Annotated in this window: 16 protein-coding genes; 9 read left to right on the top strand and 7 right to left on the bottom strand. The window is 66.3% G+C overall.

Translation table 11 applies throughout. The features are described from left to right. The first annotated feature begins 66 nt into the window (after positions 1-66). The 6 genes from B4A72_RS04820 (at position 67) to queG (ending at position 8,337) form a co-directional block, all read left to right on the top strand. The gene (locus B4A72_RS04820) at positions 67-492 is read left to right on the top strand and encodes a GFA family protein (protein WP_292978170.1); all 426 of its coding nucleotides are present in this window, start codon (positions 67-69) and stop codon (positions 490-492) included. Beyond that, complete coding sequence (gltB, locus tag B4A72_RS04815) at positions 489-5,036, top strand: glutamate synthase large subunit (RefSeq protein WP_292978169.1); 4,548 nt, start codon at positions 489-491, stop codon at positions 5,034-5,036. Before B4A72_RS04820 ends, gltB begins: the two co-directional genes overlap by 4 nt. A gap of 123 nt (positions 5,037-5,159) precedes the next feature. Continuing rightward, a complete protein-coding gene (locus B4A72_RS04810) occupies positions 5,160-5,687 on the top strand; it encodes a DUF1269 domain-containing protein (RefSeq protein WP_292952674.1) in 528 nt (175 codons plus the stop codon). A gap of 53 nt (positions 5,688-5,740) precedes the next feature. Further along, positions 5,741-6,469, top strand: a complete 729-nt coding sequence (mtgA, locus tag B4A72_RS04805) for a monofunctional biosynthetic peptidoglycan transglycosylase (RefSeq protein WP_414692488.1) — start codon at positions 5,741-5,743, stop codon at positions 6,467-6,469. Positions 6,470-6,548: 79 nt separating this feature from the next. Continuing rightward, entirely contained in the window at positions 6,549-7,235 is a 687-nt protein-coding gene (locus tag B4A72_RS04800) for a glutathione S-transferase family protein (protein ID WP_292978168.1), read from the top strand. A 79-nt stretch (positions 7,236-7,314) separates the two neighbouring features. Next, complete coding sequence (gene queG / locus B4A72_RS04795) at positions 7,315-8,337, top strand: tRNA epoxyqueuosine(34) reductase QueG (RefSeq protein ID WP_292952665.1); 1,023 nt, start codon at positions 7,315-7,317, stop codon at positions 8,335-8,337. On the opposite strand, the gene B4A72_RS04790 is transcribed toward queG, so the two are convergent. Continuing rightward, on the bottom strand, positions 8,334-12,089 hold the full coding sequence (locus tag B4A72_RS04790; protein ID WP_292952662.1) for a calcium-binding protein: 3,756 nt from the start codon (positions 12,087-12,089) through the stop codon (positions 8,334-8,336). The two genes, queG and B4A72_RS04790, sit on opposite strands and share 4 nt — an antisense overlap. Positions 12,090-12,219: 130 nt before the next feature. Next, positions 12,220-12,990: a uroporphyrinogen-III C-methyltransferase gene (gene cobA, locus B4A72_RS04785; protein ID WP_292952659.1), complete on the bottom strand. Its 771-nt coding sequence runs from the start codon at positions 12,988-12,990 to the stop codon at positions 12,220-12,222. 148 nt (positions 12,991-13,138) lie between these two features. Between cobA and B4A72_RS04780 the strand changes: the two genes are divergently transcribed. Genes B4A72_RS04780 through B4A72_RS04770 form a run of 3 tightly spaced genes read left to right on the top strand, consistent with a single transcriptional unit; the run spans position 13,139 to position 15,577 of the window. Beyond that, on the top strand, positions 13,139-14,512 hold the full coding sequence (locus B4A72_RS04780) for a cryptochrome/photolyase family protein (RefSeq protein ID WP_292952656.1): 1,374 nt from the start codon (positions 13,139-13,141) through the stop codon (positions 14,510-14,512). Positions 14,513-14,516: 4 nt separating this feature from the next. Further along, on the top strand, positions 14,517-14,915 hold the full coding sequence (locus B4A72_RS04775) for a DUF2177 family protein (RefSeq protein ID WP_292952653.1): 399 nt from the start codon (positions 14,517-14,519) through the stop codon (positions 14,913-14,915). After that, positions 14,915-15,577 (top strand): SDR family NAD(P)-dependent oxidoreductase, encoded by a 663-nt coding sequence (locus B4A72_RS04770; RefSeq protein WP_348670649.1) that lies wholly within the window; start codon positions 14,915-14,917, stop codon positions 15,575-15,577. Before B4A72_RS04775 ends, B4A72_RS04770 begins: the two co-directional genes overlap by 1 nt. Before the next feature lie 71 nt (positions 15,578-15,648). Here the strand turns inward: B4A72_RS04770 and B4A72_RS04765 are convergent, their stop codons facing one another. From B4A72_RS04765 to B4A72_RS04745, 5 genes are all read right to left on the bottom strand, one after another. Further along, on the bottom strand, positions 15,649-16,383 hold the full coding sequence (locus B4A72_RS04765; RefSeq protein ID WP_292952650.1) for an SDR family NAD(P)-dependent oxidoreductase: 735 nt from the start codon (positions 16,381-16,383) through the stop codon (positions 15,649-15,651). After that, entirely contained in the window at positions 16,376-17,536 is a 1,161-nt protein-coding gene (locus B4A72_RS04760; protein ID WP_292978167.1) for an SAM-dependent methyltransferase, read from the bottom strand. Before B4A72_RS04760 ends, B4A72_RS04765 begins: the two co-directional genes overlap by 8 nt. Before the next feature lie 19 nt (positions 17,537-17,555). Then, positions 17,556-18,353: a DUF1365 domain-containing protein gene (locus tag B4A72_RS04755; RefSeq protein WP_292952643.1), complete on the bottom strand. Its 798-nt coding sequence runs from the start codon at positions 18,351-18,353 to the stop codon at positions 17,556-17,558. Continuing rightward, a complete protein-coding gene (locus tag B4A72_RS04750) occupies positions 18,350-19,669 on the bottom strand; it encodes an NAD(P)/FAD-dependent oxidoreductase (RefSeq protein ID WP_292978166.1) in 1,320 nt (439 codons plus the stop codon). Before B4A72_RS04750 ends, B4A72_RS04755 begins: the two co-directional genes overlap by 4 nt. A gap of 119 nt (positions 19,670-19,788) precedes the next feature. After that, the gene (locus B4A72_RS04745; RefSeq protein ID WP_292952637.1) at positions 19,789-20,730 is read right to left on the bottom strand and encodes a ring-cleaving dioxygenase; all 942 of its coding nucleotides are present in this window, start codon (positions 20,728-20,730) and stop codon (positions 19,789-19,791) included. Between the last annotated feature and the right edge of the window lie 91 nt (positions 20,731-20,821).

Below are 20,821 nucleotides of genomic sequence, written 5' to 3'. Positions count from 1 at the left end.
CGACACCACGCCGCAATTCGACTGCGATCAGCTGATGACTGGCCTGCTGTCTTCCGAGGACGACGCATGAGCGGGCGGCAACGGGGCCATTGCCTGTGTGGCGCGGTCACGATCGAGGCCGTCCTGTCCGATGAGATCAGCGGCTGCCATTGCGACAATTGCACCCGCTGGTCGGGCGGCATCCAGTTCGGGATCGAGGCGACGGATCTGACCGTGACGGGACCGGTCAAGACGCATCGCTCGTCTCGGTTGGCAGAGCGGGCCTGGTGCGATATCTGCGGCTCGGCGCTGTGGTTCCGCTATGTCGAGGGGCACGATGCCGGCTATCACGAAGTCATGCCCGGATTGTTCCCCAATGCCGGCGGCGCGCGGCTGACGCGCATTGTCTATGCCGATCGCGCGCCCGACGGATATGCGCTGGCGGGCGATCATGCGCGGATCACGCGCGCCGAATACGAATCCGAAAATCCTCATCTGGAGGCTCCGCAATGACCGAGTTTTCGCCCGAGTGGCAAGCCGAGGAACAGGCCCGCCGCGACCGGATGGCCGCAAGCGGCCTCTATCGCGCCGAGGACGAACATTCGTCCTGCGGGGTGGGCTTCGTCGTCGATCTGGACGGCAAGCCCAGCCGCAAGGTCGTGCAGCACGGCATCGATGCGCTGAAGGCGATCTGGCATCGCGGCGCGGTCGATGCGGATGGCAAGACAGGCGATGGCGCCGGCATCCATGTCCAGATTCCGGTGCCCTTCTTCTATGACCAGGTTCGCCGCACCGGGCACGAGCCCGACAACGACAAGCTGATCGCGGTCGGTCAGGTGTTCCTGCCGCGGATCAATTTCGCCCAGCAGGAAACCTGCCGCACCATCGTGGAATCCGAGGTTCTGCGCATGGGCCATTATATCTATGGCTGGCGCCACGTGCCGGTGAACACCGCCGTTCTGGGCGAAAAGGCCAATGCCACCCGCCCCGAGATCGAACAGATCCTGATCCGCTGCGAGAAGGACATCGACCATGTCCAGTTCGAACGCGAATTGTATATCATCCGCCGCCGGATCGAGAAGGCCGCGATCGCGGCCCAGGTGACGCAGCTTTACTTCTGTTCGCTGTCCTGCCGGTCGATCATCTACAAGGGCATGATGCTGGCCGAACAGGTGGCGGAGTTCTATCCCGACCTGAAGGACGAACGCTTTGAATCGGCCTTCGCGATCTATCACCAGCGCTATTCCACCAATACGTTCCCCCAATGGTGGCTGGCCCAGCCCTTCCGGATGCTGGCCCATAACGGCGAAATCAACACCCTGAAAGGCAACCTCAACTGGTTGCGCAGCCACGAGATCCGCATGGCCAGCAACGCCTTCGGCGAGATGGCCGAGGATATCAAGCCGATCGTGCCGGGCGGGTCGTCGGATTCGGCGGCTCTGGATTCGGTGTTCGAGGTGATGGTCCGTTCGGGCCGTTCGGCGCCGATGACCAAGACCATGCTGGTGCCCGAAAGCTGGTCCAAGGCCACCACCGACATGCCGAAACCCTGGGCCGACATGTACGCCTATTGCAACGCCGTGATGGAGCCGTGGGACGGGCCCGCGGCGCTGGCCATGACCGATGGTCGCTGGGTCTGCGGCGGGCTGGATCGCAACGGCTTGCGGCCGATGCGCTATGTCGTCAATGGCGACAACCTGCTGATCGCCGGCTCCGAGGTCGGGATGGTCCCGGTCGACGAGGCCAAGGTCCGCGAAAAGGGCGCGCTTGGGCCGGGCCAGATGATCGCCGTCGACATGTGGGAGGGCAAGCTTTACCACGATGCCGAGATCAAGGACCGCCTGGCCGGAAGCCAGCCCTTTGGCGAATGGATCGAGAAGGTCGTCGATCTGAACGACATGATGCGCGAATTGCCCGAACGGGCGCGGTTCGGCGGCGAGGATCTGCGCCGCCGCCAGAAGGCCGCCGGTTATACGCTGGAAGAATTGGAACATGTCCTGGCGCCGATGGCCGAGGACGGCAAGGAATCGATCGCCTCGATGGGCGACGACACCCCGCCGGCGGTGCTGTCGAACCAGTACCGGCCGATGAGCCACTTCTTTCGCCAGAACTTTTCCCAGGTGACGAACCCGCCCATCGACAGCCTGCGCGAAACGCGGGTGATGAGCCTGAAGACCCGGTTCGGCAACCTCAAGAACGTGCTGGACGAAAGCAGCGCGCAGACCGAGATCCTGATCCTGGAAAGCCCGTTCATCGCCAATGGCGAGTTTTCCGAGATGGTGAAGATGTTCGGCGAGAACGTCACCCATATCGACTGCACCTTTCCCGATGACGCGGGGCAGGACGCGCTTGGCGAAGGGCTGGCCCGGATCCGGGCCGAGGCCGAGGATGCGGTGCGTTCGGGCGCGGGCCACCTGGTGCTGACGGATGAACATCAGGGCTCGGACCGGGTCGCGATGCCGATGATCCTGGCGACCAGCGCGGTCCATTCCTGGCTGACGCGCAAGGGGCTGCGGACCTTCTGTTCGGTCAATGTGCGCAGCGCCGAATGCATCGATCCGCATTATTTCGCGGTATTGATCGGATCGGGCGCGACCACGGTGAACCCCTATCTTGCACAGGATTCGATTCAGGACCGGATCGAACGCGGCCTGCTGGAGGGCAGCCTGATCGACAACATGCGCCGCTATCGCGACGCGGTGGACGCGGGTCTTCTGAAGATCATGGCCAAGATGGGCATCTCGGTCCTGTCTTCCTATCGCGGCGGCCTGAACTTCGAGGCCGTGGGCCTGTCGCGCGCGATGGTCGCGGAATATTTTCCCGGAATGCACTCTCGCATCAGCGGCATCGGCCTGCACGGGCTGCAAGCCAAGATCGAGGCGCTGCACCAGAAGGCGTTTCACGCCGAGAATGTCGAATTGCTGCCGGTGGGCGGCTTCTACAAGCTGCGGCGGTCGGGCGAAAAGCACGCCTGGGAAGCCAATACGATGAAGATGCTGCAACTGGCCTGCGAAAAGGCCAGCTATGACATCTGGAAGCAGTTCAGCGCCACGATGCGGGCCAATCCGCCGATCCATATCCGCGACCTGCTGGACATCAAGCCGCTGGGCAAGGCGGTGCCGCTGGAAGAGGTGGAAAGCATCACCTCGATCCGCAAGCGCTTCGTGACGCCGGGCATGTCGCTGGGGGCGCTGTCGCCCGAGGCGCACATGACATTGAACATCGCCATGAACCGGATCGGCGCAAAGTCGGATTCGGGCGAGGGCGGCGAGGATCCGGCCCACAGTCAGCCCCTGTCCAACGGCGACAATCCCTGCGCCAAGATCAAGCAGGTCGCCAGCGGCCGCTTCGGCGTGACGGCGGAATATCTGAACGCCTGCGAGGAACTGGAAATCAAGGTGGCCCAGGGCGCCAAGCCCGGCGAGGGCGGGCAGCTTCCGGGGATGAAGGTCACCAAGCTGATCGCGCGGCTGCGTCATTCGACGCCGGGCGTGACACTGATCTCGCCGCCACCGCATCACGATATCTACAGCATCGAGGATCTGGCGCAGCTGATCTATGACCTGAAGCAGATCAATCCGCGCGCCAAGATCACCGTGAAGCTGGTCGCCTCTTCCGGTGTCGGCACCATCGCGGCCGGCGTGGCCAAGGCCAAGGCGGACGTGATCCTGATCTCCGGCCATAATGGCGGCACCGGGGCCAGCCCTGCGACCTCGATCAAGTTCGCCGGCCTGCCCTGGGAAATGGGGCTGACCGAGGCGCATCAGGTTCTGGCCATGAACCGGCTGCGCGAACGGGTGACGCTGCGCACCGATGGCGGCCTGCGCACCGGTCGCGACATCGTCATGGCGGCGATGATGGGGGCCGAGGAATACGGCATCGGCACCGCGGCCCTGATCGCGATGGGCTGCATCATGGTCCGCCAGTGCCAATCCAACACCTGCCCCGTGGGTGTCTGCACGCAGGACGAGAAATTGCGCGCCATGTTCACCGGCAGCGCCGACAAGGTGGTCAACCTGATCACCTTCTACGCGCAGGAGGTGCGGGAAATCCTGGCCAGCATCGGCGCACGTTCGCTGGATGAGGTGATCGGCCGGGCCGATCTGCTGACCCAGGTCAGTCGGGGCGCAGCGAATCTTGACGATCTGGATCTGAACCCGCTTCTGATCACCGTCGATGGCGCGGACAAGATCGTCTATGACCGCACCAAGCCGCGCAACGCGGTTCTGGACACGCTGGATTCCGATATCGTCAAGGACGCCGCCCGCTTCTTCGAGGATGGCGAGAAGATGCAGTTGTCCTACGCGGTTCGCAACACGCTGCGCACCATCGGCACGCGCACGTCCAGCATGATCGTGCAGAAATTCGGGATGCGCAACAACCTGCAGCCCGACCACCTGACGGTGCGGCTGACCGGCAGCGCCGGGCAATCGCTGGGCGCGTTTGCCGCGCCGGGGCTGAAGCTGGAAGTGTCCGGCGATGCCAACGACTACGTCGGCAAGGGCCTGTCCGGGGGCATTATCACCGTGCGCCCGCCGATGGCCTCGCCGCTGATCGCGGCCGAGAACACGATCATCGGCAACACCGTGCTTTATGGCGCGACGGCAGGCTATCTGTTCGCGGCCGGCCGCGCGGGCGAGCGTTTCGCGGTGCGCAATTCCGGAGCCCATGTCGTGATCGAGGGCTGCGGCAGCAATGGCTGCGAATACATGACCGGTGGCGTCGCGGTGATCCTCGGCAGCATCGGCGCCAATTTCGGCGCCGGCATGACCGGCGGCATGGCCTATCTGTATGATCCGCAGGGCGTTGCGCGCGACTACATCAACACCGAGACGCTGGTTCTGTGCCCGCTGACGCAGGACCATTGGGAGACTGAACTGAGGGGCCTGATCGAGCGGCATCTGAAAGAGACCGGTTCGCGCCGCGCCGCCGACATCCTTCAGGACTGGGATCGCGAGAAGGCGCGTTTCCTGCAGGTCTGCCCCAGGGAAATGCTGGCCCATCTTCCGCATCCGATCGAGGCGGACGATGCCCCGCGCGCGGTGCCGGCGGAATAGCCGGCCCGCCGCCCGCCCGCGCCGCGCGACCGGTCGTGGCCGCCTTTCCGACCCTGGCGGGAACCCGCGCCAGGGCGGCGGGTTGCTGTTGCAGGCGGGCTTGCCAAAGCGGAGGATCTTTCGATGTCAGAACTGATCGCCATCGCGTTCGACGACGAGACAACCGGTTTCGAATTGCGGACCGAACTGGTCAAGATGCAGAAGGAATACCTGATCGAGCTTGAGGACGCGGTGGTCGTGACCCGCCCGTCCGAGGATGATATCCAGTTGCATCAGGCCGTGAACCTGACCGCCGCCGGCGCGGTCGGCGGCGGCTTCTGGGGCGCGCTGGTCGGACTTGTGTTCCTGAATCCGCTGCTGGGGGCGGCCGTGGGCGCGGGGGCGGGCGCTCTGGCCGGACGTTTCAGCGACATCGGCATCAACGACGATTTCATGCGCGATGTCGGTCATTCGCTGCAACCGGGCGGATCGGCGGTTTTCATCCTTCTGCGCAAGATGACCGCCGACAAGGTGCTGGCCCGTCTCGAGGGCTTTCACCATCGCGGCCGGATCCTGCAAACCTCGTTGTCCCAGGAGGATGAACAGAAGCTGCGGGATGCGCTGTCGGGCGGCGGCGTGCCGCCCGTCCCGCCGGCGTCGCCCGCCGGTTGATCCGCGCAACCCGCGCTTGACGGCCCGAGGCGCGGCGTGACAAAGCCGCCCTCATGATCCTGCGCGCCCTCATCAGACCGCCTGCCGCGGATCCGGCGGATCCCCGGCCGGGCGGGCGCCGCCGCTGGCGCCCGCTGCGGCGGCTGGCGGTGTGGATGCGGTGGTTCGCGCTGCGCGTGTTCGTGCTGATGGCGATGCTGGTGGGGATCTATGCCTTCATCAACCCGCCGACGACCCTGACCATCGTCGGCGAGGCGCGCAAGCGGCCGATCACGCCGCGTGTCTGGGTCGATCTGGGCGACGTATCGCCCCAGATGCGGCGGGCCGTGGTCGCCGCCGAGGATGCGAATTTCTGTCGCCACTGGGGTTTCGACATGGACGAGATCCGGCGCGTCGTGGCCTCGGGATCCAGCCGGGGGGCCTCGACGATCAGCCAGCAGACCGCGAAGAACGTCTTTCTGTGGCAGGGCCGAAGCTGGCCGCGCAAGGCCCTGGAGACAGTCTTCACACCGCTGATCGAAGCCTTCTGGTCCAAGCGGCGGATCCTCGAGGTCTATCTGAACCTGGCCGAATTCGGACCGGGCGTCTTTGGTATCGGGGCGGCGGCGCGCGAATTCTATGGCACCACGCCCGATCGACTGGACGCGGTTCAGGCGGCGCGGTTGGCGGCGGTCCTGCCCTCGCCCAAAACGCGCGATCCGCGGCAAGCCTCGGCCCGGTCGCGGTCCATCGCCGATGGTGCGGCCACGATTCGCCGCGATGGGCGGGCGGATTGCTTCTAGCCGGGACCGCCGTGGTTGAAACACCGGGTATCGGGGCGTATCAAGACGGCCGATCGTCACGAGGAATGCCGAGCAGCCGATGAACACCAACACGCAGACCACGCGGCTTTATCATTCGACCCTGTCGCCCTTTTGCCGGAAGGTCCGCCTGGTTCTGGCCGAAAAGAAGATCGAGGTCGAACTGGTCGAGGAGAAATACTGGGAGAATCCGCCCGATCTGAAGCGCCGCAATCCGGCCGGCAAGCTGCCGGTCCTTCGTTTCCGCGGTACCATGCTGGCCGAAAGTCAGGCCATCGTCGAATATATCGACGAGGTCGTGTCCGAATCGCCGCTGATGCCCAGGGGTGCGCTGGACCGGCACGAGGTGCGCCGGCTTTGCGCCTGGTTCGACGACAAGTTCAACAGCGAAGTCACCCAGCCCATCCTGAACGAGCGGGTCTGGAAGAAGATCCTGCGTTCGGGCTATCCGGACAGCCGGGCGGTCAAGGATGGCCTGCGCGCGATCAAGGAGCACATGGATTATCTGGCCGGACTGCTGGAAGACCGCCGCTGGCTGGCAGGGGGCGCGATGTCTCTGGCCGACTTCACAGCCGCGGCGCATTTTTCCTGCCTGGACTACATCTCGGACGTCGATTGGGATCGGTCCGAGGTCTTGCGGGACTGGTATGCAACGATCAAGTCGCGCCCGGCCTTCCGGGGCGTCCTGGCCGATCAGGTGCCCGGCATCCAGCCGGCCCCGCATTATGCCGAACTCGATTTCGGATAGGCAAGCCGATGCGGGATTGCGTCCCGCGACGGCCGGGGGGCCGGCCCCCCGGACCCCCCGGGGTATTTCGGCAACGCAGATGAAAGAGGCGCTGGCGGCCGAGGCGCTGGCCGCCGGGTTTGCCAAGATGCGGGTGGCGCGACCCGATGCCATTCCCGAGGCGGCGGGCCGTTTGCGTGCGTTCCTGCAGGCCGGGCGGCACGGCCAGATGGGCTGGATGGCCGAGCGCAGCCATTGGCGAGGCGATCCGGCCGCCCTGTGGCCCGAGGCGCGGTCGGTGGTCATGCTGGCCGATCTCTACACGCCGGATCACGATCCGCTGGCCGTGCTGGAGGCGCGCGACCGGGCGGCGATCAGCGTCTATGCGCAGGGGCGGGATTATCACGATCTGGTCAAGAAGCGTCTGAAGCGGCTGGGTCGCTGGATGCTGACGCGCCATCAGGACGAGGCGATCAAGGTTTTCGTCGATACCGCGCCGGTGATGGAAAAGCCGCTGGCGCAGGCTGCGGGGCTGGGCTGGCAGGGCAAACACACCAATCTTCTGGCCCGTGATCTGGGTAGCTGGTTTTTCCTGGGCGCGATCTTCACCACGCTGGATCTGCCGCCCGATCCGCCGGAGGACGAGCATTGCGGGTCCTGCCGGGCCTGTCTGGACATCTGTCCGACCGGGGCCTTCCCGGCGCCGTTCCAGCTGGATGCGCGGCGCTGCATCTCTTACCTGACCATCGAGCACAAGGGGCCGGTCGATCCCGAATTGCGGCCCCTGATGGGCAACCGCATCTATGGTTGCGACGATTGCCTGGCGGTCTGCCCGTGGAACAAGTTCGCGCGCGAGGGATCGGAGATGCGCTATCGCGGGATCGCGGGGGCACCGACGCTGGCGGAGCTGGCGGAGCTGGACGATGCCGGGTTCCGGGCGCGGTTCGCGGGCTCGGCGATCAAGCGGATCGGGCGCAACAGGTTCATCCGCAACGTCTTGTACGCCATCGGTAATTCCGCCGATCGCCGGCTTGCGCCCGTGGCACGGAATCTGCGCGGCGATGCCGATCCGGTGGTCGCGGATGCCGCCACATGGGCCGAGGCGCGGCTGACTGAGCGTTAGAGCAGGAAATCGTCGCTGTCGAGGCCAAGCTGGCCGTCCAGCCGGATATGCAGGTCGGCCCGCCCGTCACCGTCGAGATCTGCAAAGACATGGGTGTCGCCACCCGATTGCGTCCATCGAAGCTGGTTGTCACCGGAAAAGCCGCGCCTGCCGACAAATTGCAGTCGCAGGGCCGACAGATCCAGGAGGTCGATGCCGGGCCGGAAATCCTGGATGAAATCGGGCGATCCGATGCGGCTGTCGCTGACGGAATCAAAGCGGAAACGGTCGCGACCCGAGCCGCCTTCCAGTCGGTCCGCCCCTGCGCCCCCGATCAGCCAGTCGTCGCCCGCGCCGCCGATCAATCTGTCATTGCCAGCCCCGCCCCAGAGGCTGTCATCGCCGGTCTGCGCCGACAGAACATCGTTGCCGTCCGAACCGCCGATCCGGTCGTTGCCGCCCCCGCCCAGGATCGTGTCATCGCCCTGCTGCCCGGCCAGGTAATCGTTGCCATCATCGCCGTAGAGCCTGTCGTTCTGCGTGCCGCCATACAATCTGTCCGCCCCCGCGCCGCCGATCATCACATCGTCGCCGGATTCGCCGTAAAGCCGGTCATTGCCGCCGCGTCCCTCCAATCGGTCCCGGCCGCTGCCGCCACGGATGAAATCGTTGCCGGAATAGCCGTAGAGCCGGTCATCGCCGGCCTGCCCGTAAAGCCGGTTGTTGCCCCTGCCGCCACTGAGCCAGTCATCGCCGTCCCCGCCGACCAGGGTGTCGTCGCCATCCTCGCCGCGCAGTTGGTCATTGCCGCTGCCGCCCTCGAGCCAGTCGTTGCCGTTGCCGCCGAAGATCGTGTCCCGGCCCTCTTCTCCGAAAAGAAGATCGCGTCCCGAACCGCCGTCAAGCCGGTCTCTGTCCTCGCCGCCGCGCAGGAAATCGTTGCCGGAATATCCGAACAGCCGGTCGTTGCCCGATTGCCCGTAGAGCCGGTCGTTGCCGCCGCCACCGCTGATCCAGTCATTGCCATAGCCGCCGATGACGGTGTCGTTGCCGTCATCTCCGCGCAGTTCGTCGTTACCGTTTCCGCCTTCCAACCGGTCGTCATCCGCGCCGCCTTGCATCAGGTCGTCGCCATTGCCGCCGTTGAGATAGTCGTCGCCGTCCTCACCCTCCAGCACATCGTTCCCGGTGCCGCCGTACAGCCGGTCATTGCCCGCCCCGCCGCGCAGCGTATCCTGGTTGGCACCGCCATCCAGCCGATCGTCACCGTCATGGCCGCCCAGCAGGTCGTCGCCGCCGAAACCGTAAAGCTTGTCGTTGCCGGTTCCGCCCGATAACCGGTCGCGCCCGGACTGGCCGATCAGCGTGTCGCGGCCGGCGCCTCCGATCAGGTAGTCATTGCCCGATACCGCCTCCAACCGGTCATTCCCATCGCCGCCGATCACGGTATCGTCGTCACCGCCCCCATAAAGCAGATCATCGCCATTCCCCCCTGCCAGCCAATCTCGACCATCGCCGCCCTGCACGATGTCGTTGCCGTCATTCCCGCCCAGCCGGTCGTTGCCGTCTTCGCCCGCCAGCAGGTCATTGCCCTGCCCGCCATAGATCATGTCGTTGCCGGGGCCGCCATAAAGCCGGTCATCGCCCGCATCGCCATAAAGCCGGTCGTTCTGGTCCTCGCCCAGCAACGTGTCCTGTCCCGATCCGCCACGCAGCAGGTCCTGGTCGGCGCCGCCGCGCAGCATGTCGCGCCCGGCCCCGCCGATCAGGGTGTCCCGGCCGCCGCCGCCGCCAAGCAGGTTGTCGCCCGCCGTCGCCTCCAGCAAATCGTCGCCGTCATTGCCCCAAAGGGTGTCGTTGCCGTTCCCGCCTGTGATCACGTCATCGCCGGAATTGCCATAGACGCGGTCGTTTCCGTCGCCGCCTTCGATGCGGTCATTGCCGCTGCCGCCGTAGATGTAATCGCCGCCGGCTTCGCCATAAATCTGATCGTCCTGGTTGTCGCCGAAGATCGTGTCCCGGCCGGCACCGCCATAAAGCAGGTCAGCGCCGTCATGTCCGCGCAGAAGGTCTTCGCCGTCTCCGCCGAAGACCGTGTCCGCACCGCCGCCGGCCGCGACCGTATCATTGCCCGCCTTTGCCTCGATCCGGTCCGGGCCGGCCTGTCCCAACAGGCGGTCCGGAGCCTCGGAGCCAAAGATCCAGCGGCCGACGGTCGAGGGCACCTCGGACGGGTCGATGGTGGAGGGGTCCAGTTCGGGCACCCAGTAATGGGCGATCGGGAACATCTCGTTGCCGAAATCTGATGCAGCCAGCGTGGTGCCATCGGCGGAAAAGATGTCAATGACCGAATTGCCGTAGAAAATCTTGATGCCATAGCTTTGCGGCGCGAAGGTCAGTTGCCATGTGCTGCGGATCATGCCCAGCATCGACAGATCCAGCCGGTCGACGCCCTTTTCGTAGTCGAGGATCGCAATCCGGCCGTCAAAGCGTGTGGCGACGAAGATGTCGGCGCCGGCGCCGCCGGTCATCGACACGCTCTGGCTTTTCGAGACAAGGATATCGTCGCCGTCCCCGCCGAACAGGCGCGTCGTGCCGTCGCGGGCGACGATCAGGTCATCGCGGGCGGTGCCGCCGGCATTGCCGGTCGTGCCGCTGCCGGTCATGCCCAGCCGGCCCGGATCGAATTCAAGCTGTGTGATTCCGGTCTCGGTGCCGCTGGCGACGAACAGCGCGATCTTGCCGCCCATCACCTGCGCCTCGATATCGCTGACATCGGCAAGGGTCAGCGCGTCCGTATCCTCGATCGTGGCCAGATGCAGAAGCCGTCCATCCGGCAGGACCGTGAAGACGCTGATCCCGTCATCGGCGCCGCCGGCAAAGACATAGGCGCGCCCATCCACCACGGCCGTCGCCATCGCGGTCGCGGACTGAAAGCGCGTCGTCCTTTCATCGATGACGTGATCGACCGCCGTCACCTCGCCGGTCGAGGAAAGCTGGAAGACCGACAGCGAGGACGAGGTTCCGCCCGCGACGATCAGAAAGGATTTGCCGCCGAACTGGACCGCCTCGATGTCGGTCGGGATGTAATAGCCGGTTCCCTGCGCCGAGGCATGAACCTTGCCACCATCCAGAACGCCGTCCTCGCCCACCAGGTGGGTCGAGATGAAATTGCCCAGGCCCGAGATCGCGACCAGCATCCGCTGGCCCTGGACCGTCAGGCCGATGATCTTGTCCAGCGCCGCGTCCGGCGGGGCGCTGCTGATCGGGATGCTGGCCGATGACGTATCCAGAAGACTTCCGTCATCGCCGATGCGACGCGTTTCCAGCGTCAATGTCCGCGCATTGGCCGAATAGAGAAATCGCCCCGCCTCGGTCTCGAACGTGCCGATCGCGCCGATCGCGGCGCCCGGTCCGGACCCGCCCAGGATCGTGCGGAAACTGCCCAGATCGCCGTTCGCGGCGACGGCGATTCCCAGATCCGCGGCCCCGCCCAACTGCCCCAGATGCAGTTGTGGCCCCTGGGCCAGGGCGAGAACGCTGATTTCGGGATTGCCCTGATAGCTGAATTTGTCGCCGAACGCGATGCTGTCGATGCGTGTCAGCGGCGTGCCCGATCCGTCGGTCGCAAAACTGGCGATCCCGCCCTGGAACGTGTTGCTGCTGACAAGCACCAGCCGTCCGCCGAACCAGACAATCGCCAGATCGGTGAGGTTGGACAGAAAGGCGTTGTCCGCGGTCCCCGTCGTGACCACGTGGCTATAGGTGAGCATGGTTCAACCGGCTGAGTTGGGCCGTCGGAGAAGGCTAGGTCAGGCGATTTAACAGGGCCTTAAACCGCGCCGCCGCGCCATCCGGATCTGATTTGCATTTTATGCAACCCGATGCCGCGGGGTGAGCGGGTCAGGTTCGGGGTGACGGCGCATTCGCAGCAGGCCGACCGAACGCCAGCGGACCATAAAGGATCAGACCCGGCTGCGTCACCCGCGTCCGGGCCATGATCCGGGCCAGGCTGTCAATGTCGGTGCGCAGCAGCCGCTGTTCGGGATGGCCGACCGCCTCGGCGAACAGCGCCGGGGTGGTGCCGGGCAGGCCGTGCACGCGCAGACCTTTCGCCAGTTCCGGGAAACTGCGCTGACCCATGAAGACGACGGTGGTGACCTGCGGATCGGCCAGGGCTGCCCAGTTGATGTCCTGCGGCAGATGGCCGGTCACGTCGGCACCGGTCACGAATTGCAGGCGCCGGGCGGTCAGGCGGCGGGTCAGCGGAATCGACGCGGCGGCTGCGGCGGCCGCGGCCGAGGTCACGCCGGGCACGATCTCGAACGGGATACCGGCCTCGGTCAGGGCCACGATCTCTTCCTCGAGCCGCCCGAAAATTCCCGCATCCCCCGATTTCAACCGAACCACGCGGCGGTTCCGGCGCGCATGTTCGACCAGCAGCGCGTTCACGTGTTCCTGCCGCGCCGAAGGCCGCCCTGCCCGCTTGCCGACCGAGATCATCTGCGCCGCCGGATCGGCGTGGTCCAGCACCGGCCCCGAGGCGAGATCGTCGAACAGGACCACATCGGCCTCGGACAGTCGCCGCGCGGCCTTCAGCGTCAGCAGTTCGGGATCGCCCGGCCCGGCCGAGACGAGCGAGACGAAGCCGGGGCGAAGGGCGGATCGGATCACGGGCAGGACTTTCGGGGTGGCGGGTCTGATCCAGCTATATCACCGACGGCGGGGCTGACAATGGCGCGCCCGGCCGGCTCCTTGCGCTTTGCTTGAAACTTTCGGCCGTTTCATGCGTGTCTTTGCAGGCAACTAACAGGGTTGGACGATGACGGTAATCTGCTGGTTTCGACGTGTGCTGCGGCTGGACGATCATCCCGCCCTGGTCGCGGCAGCCGGTTCGGGACCGGTCATCCCGCTTGTGATCCTGGATCCGGCAGAGGCGCGCGATCATCCGGCCAGCGCCCAGCGTCAGGCGCTGTCGCTGCCCCGGCTTCAGGCCGCGCTGCATGGCCGCAACAGTCGCCTGATCCTGCGCCGGGGCGATCCGGCCGAGGTTCTGGAACGGATCGCGCGCGAGACCGGCGCCACGGCAATCCACACGACCGAGGGCTTCCCCTTTGCCAGCGATCACGGGTTGAAGGCGGCCGCCCTGCGCGGCGGGGCCGCGTTGCACCTGCATCCGCTGGCCGATCTGGTGCCGCGCGGCTCGGTCACGACGCAGCAGGGCGGCATCTACAAGGTCTTCACGCCATTCTGGCGGGCGCTGCGCACGACCCGGATCGAGGCGCCGCTGAACCCGCCCTCGCTGACCCTGCCCGAGACATGGCCCGACAGCGACGGCACCGACTGGCCCGAGGCGAGGGCGGTAATGGATCGCGGCTGGCCGGTCGTGGCCGATCATGTCCAGCCCGGCGAGGATGCCGCGCGCGACCGGCTGGACGATTTCCTGCACGGGCCGGTGCGCGACTACGCCGATCACCGCGACCAGCCCTGGCGGGACGGCACCTCGAACCTGTCCGACGCGCTTGCCGTGGGCGAGATCAGCGCCCGGCGTATCTGGCATGTCGGGCAGGCGGCGCGCGAGGCGGGGCGGCAGGGGGTCGAGGGTTTTCTTCGCGAGGTGGCCTGGCGGGAATTCGCGCGGGAACTGTTCCACGAGATGCCGCAGATGGACCAGACCTGCTGGCGCGAGGAATGGAATGATTTTCCGTGGAAGCGCGACAACAACGACGCCGAGAACTGGCGACGCGGCCTGACCGGCGTCGCGATGGTCGATGCCGGGATGCGCGAGCTGTTCGTGACCGGACGGATGCATAATCGCGTCCGCATGATCGCCGGCAGCTATCTGACCAAGCATCTGCTGACCGATTGGCGCGTGGGCCTGGACTGGTTCGCCCGCACGCTGATCGACTGGGACGCGGCCTCGAACGCGATGAACTGGCAATGGGTGGCGGGATGCGGGCCGGATTCCGCCCCCTATTTCCGTGTTTTCAACCCCGACACCCAGGCCGGAAAATTCGATGCCGCCGCGCGCTATCGCGACCACTGGCTGAAGCCTGATGCCAGGGGCGCGCAGGCTTTCGCCAGGGCGGCCCCGCGGTCGTGGCAGATCGATCTGGACCGGACGCCGATGCCTGCGATCTCTCTGTCGCAGGGCCGATCACGGGCGTTGACGGCTTACGAGGATTTCAAGGATTAGCATGATGAAGATGATCATCCTCTATTTCTCGACACTGATCGTGTTTCTTGCCGTGGATGTGGTGGGGATCAGATTTCTGATCCGGCCGATCTTCGAGCGTTCCATCGGCGATCTGCTGGCCGATCCGTTCCGGCTGGGCCCGGCTGCGGCCTTCTATGCCTTCTATGTGGTGGGGCTTTTGTATTTCGTTTCGGTCCCGGCCTTGCGGGACGGAGCGCCGGTGCAGGCTTTGCTGGCCGGCGCGCTGCTGGGGCTGATGTGCTATGGCACTTATGAATTCACCAGCCTTGCCATCATGCGCGACTGGTCATGGGCGCAGGTTGTCGCGGACACCGCCTGGGGCGGTTTTCTGACCGGGCTCTCGGCCTGGGCTGGTGTGACGATCGTCCGCATGGTCGGCTGATGCGGGCGCTGGTTCTGGGCGCTTCGGGCGGGATCGGCGCGGCGGTCTGCGATCGCCTGGCCCGGGACGGCGCCAGGGTGACGCGCCTGTCGCGCCGCGATGACGGGTTGGATCTGACAGACCCGACGACACCGGGCCCGCTGGCGGCCCGGCTGGAGCGGCCGTTCGATCTGATCTTCAACGCAACGGGCGCGCTGGTGATCGGCGGCCATGAACCGGAAAAAAGCTTCGCGGCAATCGACGCGCAGGCGATGGCGCGGCAATTCGCCCTGAACGCGACCGGCGTGGCGCTGGCGATCCGCCATTTTGCGCCGCTTCTGCGCGACAAGGGGCGGGCCGTCTTTGCCTCTCTGTCGGCGCGGGTCGGCTCGATCGGCGATAACGGGTTGGGCGGCTGGGTGTCCTATCGCGCAGCAAAGGCCGCGCAGAACCAGATCATCCGCACCGCCGCGATCGAATGGCAGCGGCGCAATCCCGACAGCATCTTCGTCGCGCTGCATCCGGGCACGGTCGAGACACCCCTGACCGCAAAATATGCCGCCCGCTATCGGACCATCACGCCCGACCGCAGCGCCCGCGCGCTGCTGGACGTGATCGCCGGGCTGACGGCGCGGGACAGCGGCGGGTTTCGCGACTGGAAGGGCGAGGTGGTGCCGTGGTGATCGGCCTGGCCGTCGCAAGGGACGTGACAGCCTGACGGGCGCCCGCCGCCCGCGCCGGCGCTGCGAACGGCCTAGTCGCCGTCGCGGCTGAGCCTTCGGGTCAGGCGCAGCGAGGCGGCATAGGGCAGGGCGCGGATCAGCTTCAACGTCCGGGTCAGGCGATGCGGAAAATGGATCTCGAACTGCTTGCCGGCGAGCCCTTTCATGATCGCGGCGGCGGCCTTGTCGGCCGGCATGATGGCCGGCATCCGGAACCGGTTCCTGCGCGTCATCCGGGTGTCGACGAAGCCGGGGCAGATCAGCCGGACATCCACATCCGGTCGTTCGGCGCGCAGGCTTTCGGCCAGATTGATCACCCCGGCCTTGGTCGCGGAATAGATCTGGCCCTGCGGCAGCCCGACATAGCCTGCGACCGATCCGCACAATGCCAGCTGACCGTGCTTGCGCAGCAGCCTCGGTCCGACCTGTGCGATGTGAAAGCTGCCGGTCAGGTTCACGGTGACAAGCTGCGCGGCCTTCTCCGGATCCAGATCGGCGATCCGTCCGGGATCGTAAAGCGCCGCCAGATGCACGATCCGGTCCAGCTTGCCGCCCGCGGCGATCGCCGCCGCCGCGGCCTCGATCGAGGCGCGGTCGGCCACGTCGAGCGGCAGGATTTCGGCCTCGCCGGCTTCGGCCGCGACCTCTGCCAGCTTGTCCCTGCCGCGTGCCGACAGGATCAGATCCGCCCCTTCGCGGGCATAGGCCAGCGCCAGTTCGCGGCCGATCCCGTCGCTGGCGCCGATGATCCAGATCCGTTCAGCCATGGGACATGCGATATTGAATGACATCGGTGCGCCCGACGCTGAACGACGCGGCGCAGGCGGCAAGATAGAAACGCCAGACGCGGATGAATCCCTCGTCAAATCCCATCTCGCGGATCCGGGGCAGGCTTTCGTCGAAGCGGGCCAGCCAGTCGCGCAGGGTACGCGCATAATCCAGCCCGAAGTTGAACGTCTCCTCGATACGCAGCCCGACCGCCCGCGCCTCGGCCTCGAACCGGGTGGGCGAGGGCAGCATTCCACCGGGAAAGATGAAGCTGCGGATCATGTCGGGTCCGGCGCGATAACGGTCGAAATAGCGGTCGGCCACGGTGATCGTCTGCACCATCGCCCGGCCCTTCTGCGACAGGACCTGCGCCAGCTTGCCGAAATAATCGCGCCAGTAGCGTTCGCCGACCGCCTCGAACATCTCGATCGAGACGACATGATCGAAACGGCCGCTTTCGTCGCGGTAATCCTGCAACGCGATCTCGGCATTGCCGTCCAGCCTGCGCCGCGCGTATTCGGCCTGCTCGACCGACAGGGTCAGGCCCTTGGGCGCGAAATCGCCCCGCGACAGGGCGCGCTCGGCAAAGCCGCCCCAGCCGCAGCCGATTTCCAGCAGCCGCCCCGATTCGCCGGCCAGATTGTCGATGATGCGATCGTATTTTCGCTGCTGCGCGGCGCCCAGATCATCGCCATCGCTGAACAGCGCCGAGGAATAGGTCATGCTGGGATCCAGCCACAGCGAATAGAAATCGTTGCCCAGATCGTAATGCGCCGAGATATTGCGCCGCGCCCCGGTTCGGGTGTTGCGGTTCAGCACATATAATGCCCGCAGCGCCAGCATCCGCAGGCGGTTGCCATAGATATACCGCTCCAGCGCGTCCTCGTTCAGCAATGCCAGCGTCAGCAATGCCTCGAGGTCGGGGGTGTCGCACCAGCCGTCGCGATAGGCCTCGGTCATGCCGATGTCGCCCTTGGCGGCCAGCGCCGGAATGGTGCGCCAATCATGCACGATCAGCGCGGCCTCCGGCCCCGGAGCGGTGCCGCCGAAATGATGGACCTCGCCCTCGGGCGTGACGACGCGCAAGGTGCCGAGCCGCACCTTGCGGGCGGTGTCAAGAAATTCTCGTGTCAACCGGCGCTGAAACAACATGAACGACCCCCCAGTTCTTTCATTCTTCCCCGTCGCGATCCAGACCGGTCGCCTCTGACCTGCGGCCGGGACGCTGCGGCGGTTTTGGCAGATAACGAAGTCCACGGGCACGAAGTTTCACGGCCTGCCAGTGGATCAGGCCTATCACCTTCTGCGCCTGGAAAGGATGGCTCAGGGCGGCCCGGCGCAGTGCCGCCCGGTCCAGGGATTGCGCCGGCCCGACCATCGAGGTTCCCAATTGCCGGCTGCCCTCCGCGCTGGTCCAATCCACCCAGGCGCCGAAGCGGCCCGGCCCGCTGTCGAAGCGAAACAGATAGCGACCTTCGCGCGGCAGGAACGGCGAGACGTGGAAAATCTTTTCGCCCCCAAGCCGGTCCTCGCGGCGGATCGGCCCCCGGTCGGGCCGGTGGCACAGATAGAAATGCCGCTCGCCGAAGGTATTGGATACCTCGGCCAGCACCGCGCGCAGGTCCTGCCGGTCATCGCGGCACAGCCAGAAGCTGACCGGGTTGAAGCCATAGCCCGACGTGCGCGGTGCGGTGATCAGTGTCACCTCGCGCGCCTCGGCCAGTCCCGCATCCGACAGCACCCCCAGGATGAAATCGCGCAGGGATGTGCCGTCGCGATCACCGTAATCCCGGCGCCGCAGCGACCACAATCCGGGCCGGTCGATGGCCAGCGGCAGATCGCCTGCATCGATCCGGTCCACGGGCAGCGCCAGAAACGTGGTGCGATAGCGGAATTCGCGCGCCACGTCGCCGCGCCTGCCGTGCCAGATCCGGGCGGGTATCAGCGCGCCGTCCCACAGATCCGTCATGCGGCCTGCGCCTCGTCGGCCCAGGGGTCCTGTCCCAGAGGCCAGGCGATTCCCATCGCCTGCGCCACCCGCAGCGCCGACAGCAGTCCGTCCTCGTGAAAGCCGTATCGCGTCCATGCCCCGGCATAATAGACCCCGCCGCGCCCCTGAATCGAGGGCAAACGAACCTGCGCCGCCATCGTGGCCGTATCGAATTGCGGATGCGCCATGAGCGCCTCGTCATGGATGCCGCGCGGCTCGGTTTCCGGATTCAGGGTCACGATCAGAGGGCTTTCCGTTTTCAGGTTCTGAAGCCGGTTCATCCAGTAGGACAGGCTGACCGGCTGGTGCGGGTCAGGCCGTCGCCGCGCCGTGATATAGTTCCAGGCGGCCCAGGCGGCGCGGCGTCGCGGCATGAAGGCCGGATCGCTGTGCAGCACCATCCGGTTGGGCTGCGTGCGAAACACCGACAGGACGGCCCGCTCCTCGGCGTCGGGATGATCCAGCATCTCCAGCGCCTGCGGGGCGTGGCAGGCAAAGACCGCGCGGTCGAAACGCTGGGGCCCGTGGGGGCTGACGACGGTGACGCCCTCCTTGTCCCGGATCACGCGGAAAACCGGCGCGGCCAGCGCGACGCGCGCCTTCAGCCGTGTCAGGATCGCATCGACATAGGCCCGCGCGCCGCCGGTCACGGTCAGCCAGTTCGGCTGCCCCGATGGCGACAGCAGACCGTGATTGTCGAAGAACCGCACGAAGCTGGCGGCCGGGAAATCCAGCATGGCGCGCGAGGGGGTGGACCAGATCGCCCCCGAGATTGGCAGCAGGAACATGTCGCGGAAATCCGCGCCCAGCCGCAATTCATCCAGCATCGCGCCCAGCGAATGACCGCTGGCGCCAAAGCGCGTCGCGTGGCGGAAGAAACGCAGGATGTCGCGCAGCATCAGCAGGTGGCGCGGATCGACGGCCCGCCGCCTCTGCGCGAACAGGGCCGCGGTGTTGCCGGTGCCGTATTCGTAGCGGCCATTCCCGAAACTGGCCGAGAAGGTCATGTCCGACGGCTCCAGCGCCACCCCCAGATGTTCCAGCAAAGGCACGAACAGCGGATAGGTGCGGCGGTTGCAGACGATGAAGCCGGTATCGACGCGGGCGCCCATCGCCTCGACCGTGCGGGTATGGCCGCCGGCACGAGGCTCGGCCTCGAAAAGGGTCACGTCATGATGCGAATCCAGAAGCCACGCGGTGCCAAGCCCGGATATGCCGCTGCCGATCACGGCGATACGGCGGCGGGGGCCCGGCAGGGCCGGCCGGGCTTCGCGGGGATGGGCAAGTCTGGTCACGAGGCTTCTCCTGCTGTCGGAACCAGACACGGCTGCCGGTGCGAAAATGGTGCAAGGCGCGCAGATTTTGCGATCCGTCGCAAAGCGGCCCTGCGCGCGACGATCCGGATTTTCCGCCCTCAGTCCAGCGGCTTCAGGCCGGCCTCGATCTGTGACCGGCGATCTTCCAGGAACGGCGGCAGCGACAGCGTCGTGCCCATCGTGTCGCGCGGCTCGTCGGCATCGAAGCCCGGTCCGTCGGTGGCAAGTTCGAACAGGTTGCCCGCCGGCTCGCGGAAATAGAGCGAACGGAAATAGAAGCGGTCGATCTCGCCCGACGTGGCGACGCGGGCGGCGCCGAGACGTTCGGCCCAGCCGCTTAGCGCAGCCTTGTCGGGCACGCGGAAGGCCACGTGATGCACGCCGCCCGCGCCAAGCCGTGCCCGGGGCAGGCCGGGCTGGACGGCGACATGCAGTTCCGCCGCCGCCCCGCCCGCCCCCATCTCGAAGACATGGACCTGCCCCGCGCCGTCGGGGGCGGGATAGTCGCGGACGCGGCGCATCTTCATCACTGTTCTCAGCAGGGCTTCGGTCGGGGCCAGTTCGGCCACCGAGATCGTGACCGGCCCCAGGCCGTGGATGCGGTGCTCGGCCGGAACCGGGCTGTCGGGCCAGGGCGTGCCCTCGGGGTCGGGCGCGGCGATCAGTCGCAGGCGCTGGCCTTCGTGATCTTCCAGATCCATCCCTGCGCGGCCGTCGATCAGGGTGACGCCACCATGCGGGACACCGCTGTCGCGCAGCCGCGAGGCCCAGTAATCCAGACCCGATTCGGCCACGCGCAGGCCGGTCAGGCTGATCGAATTGGTGCCGCGCCGGTCTTTTGCGGCCGGTAGATCGAAAAAGGTGATGTCGGTTCCCGGATTGCCCGCGCCGTCGGCGTAAAACAGATGATAGGCCGAGACATTGTCCTGATTGACCGTCTTCTTGACCCGGCGCAGGCCCAGGATCCGGGTGTAGAAGCGGTTGTTGCCGGGCGCGTCGGCGGTGATTGCCGTCAGATGGTGAAGTCCGGTCAGTTGCATGGGCTATTCCTCGGGTTTTCTCTCTGGCGCCCTGTCTGGCGGCCGGGGGCTTGTCCGCGCCGGGCGAAGGGCACAGGATGGTCCGGCCGCG

The organism is Paracoccus sp. UBA5162, from assembly GCF_002413585.1.
GTDB lineage: Bacteria > Pseudomonadota > Alphaproteobacteria > Rhodobacterales > Rhodobacteraceae > Paracoccus.
The sequence above is the reverse complement of the archived record's forward strand: the minus strand, read 5'-3'. Positions and strand labels throughout refer to the sequence as shown.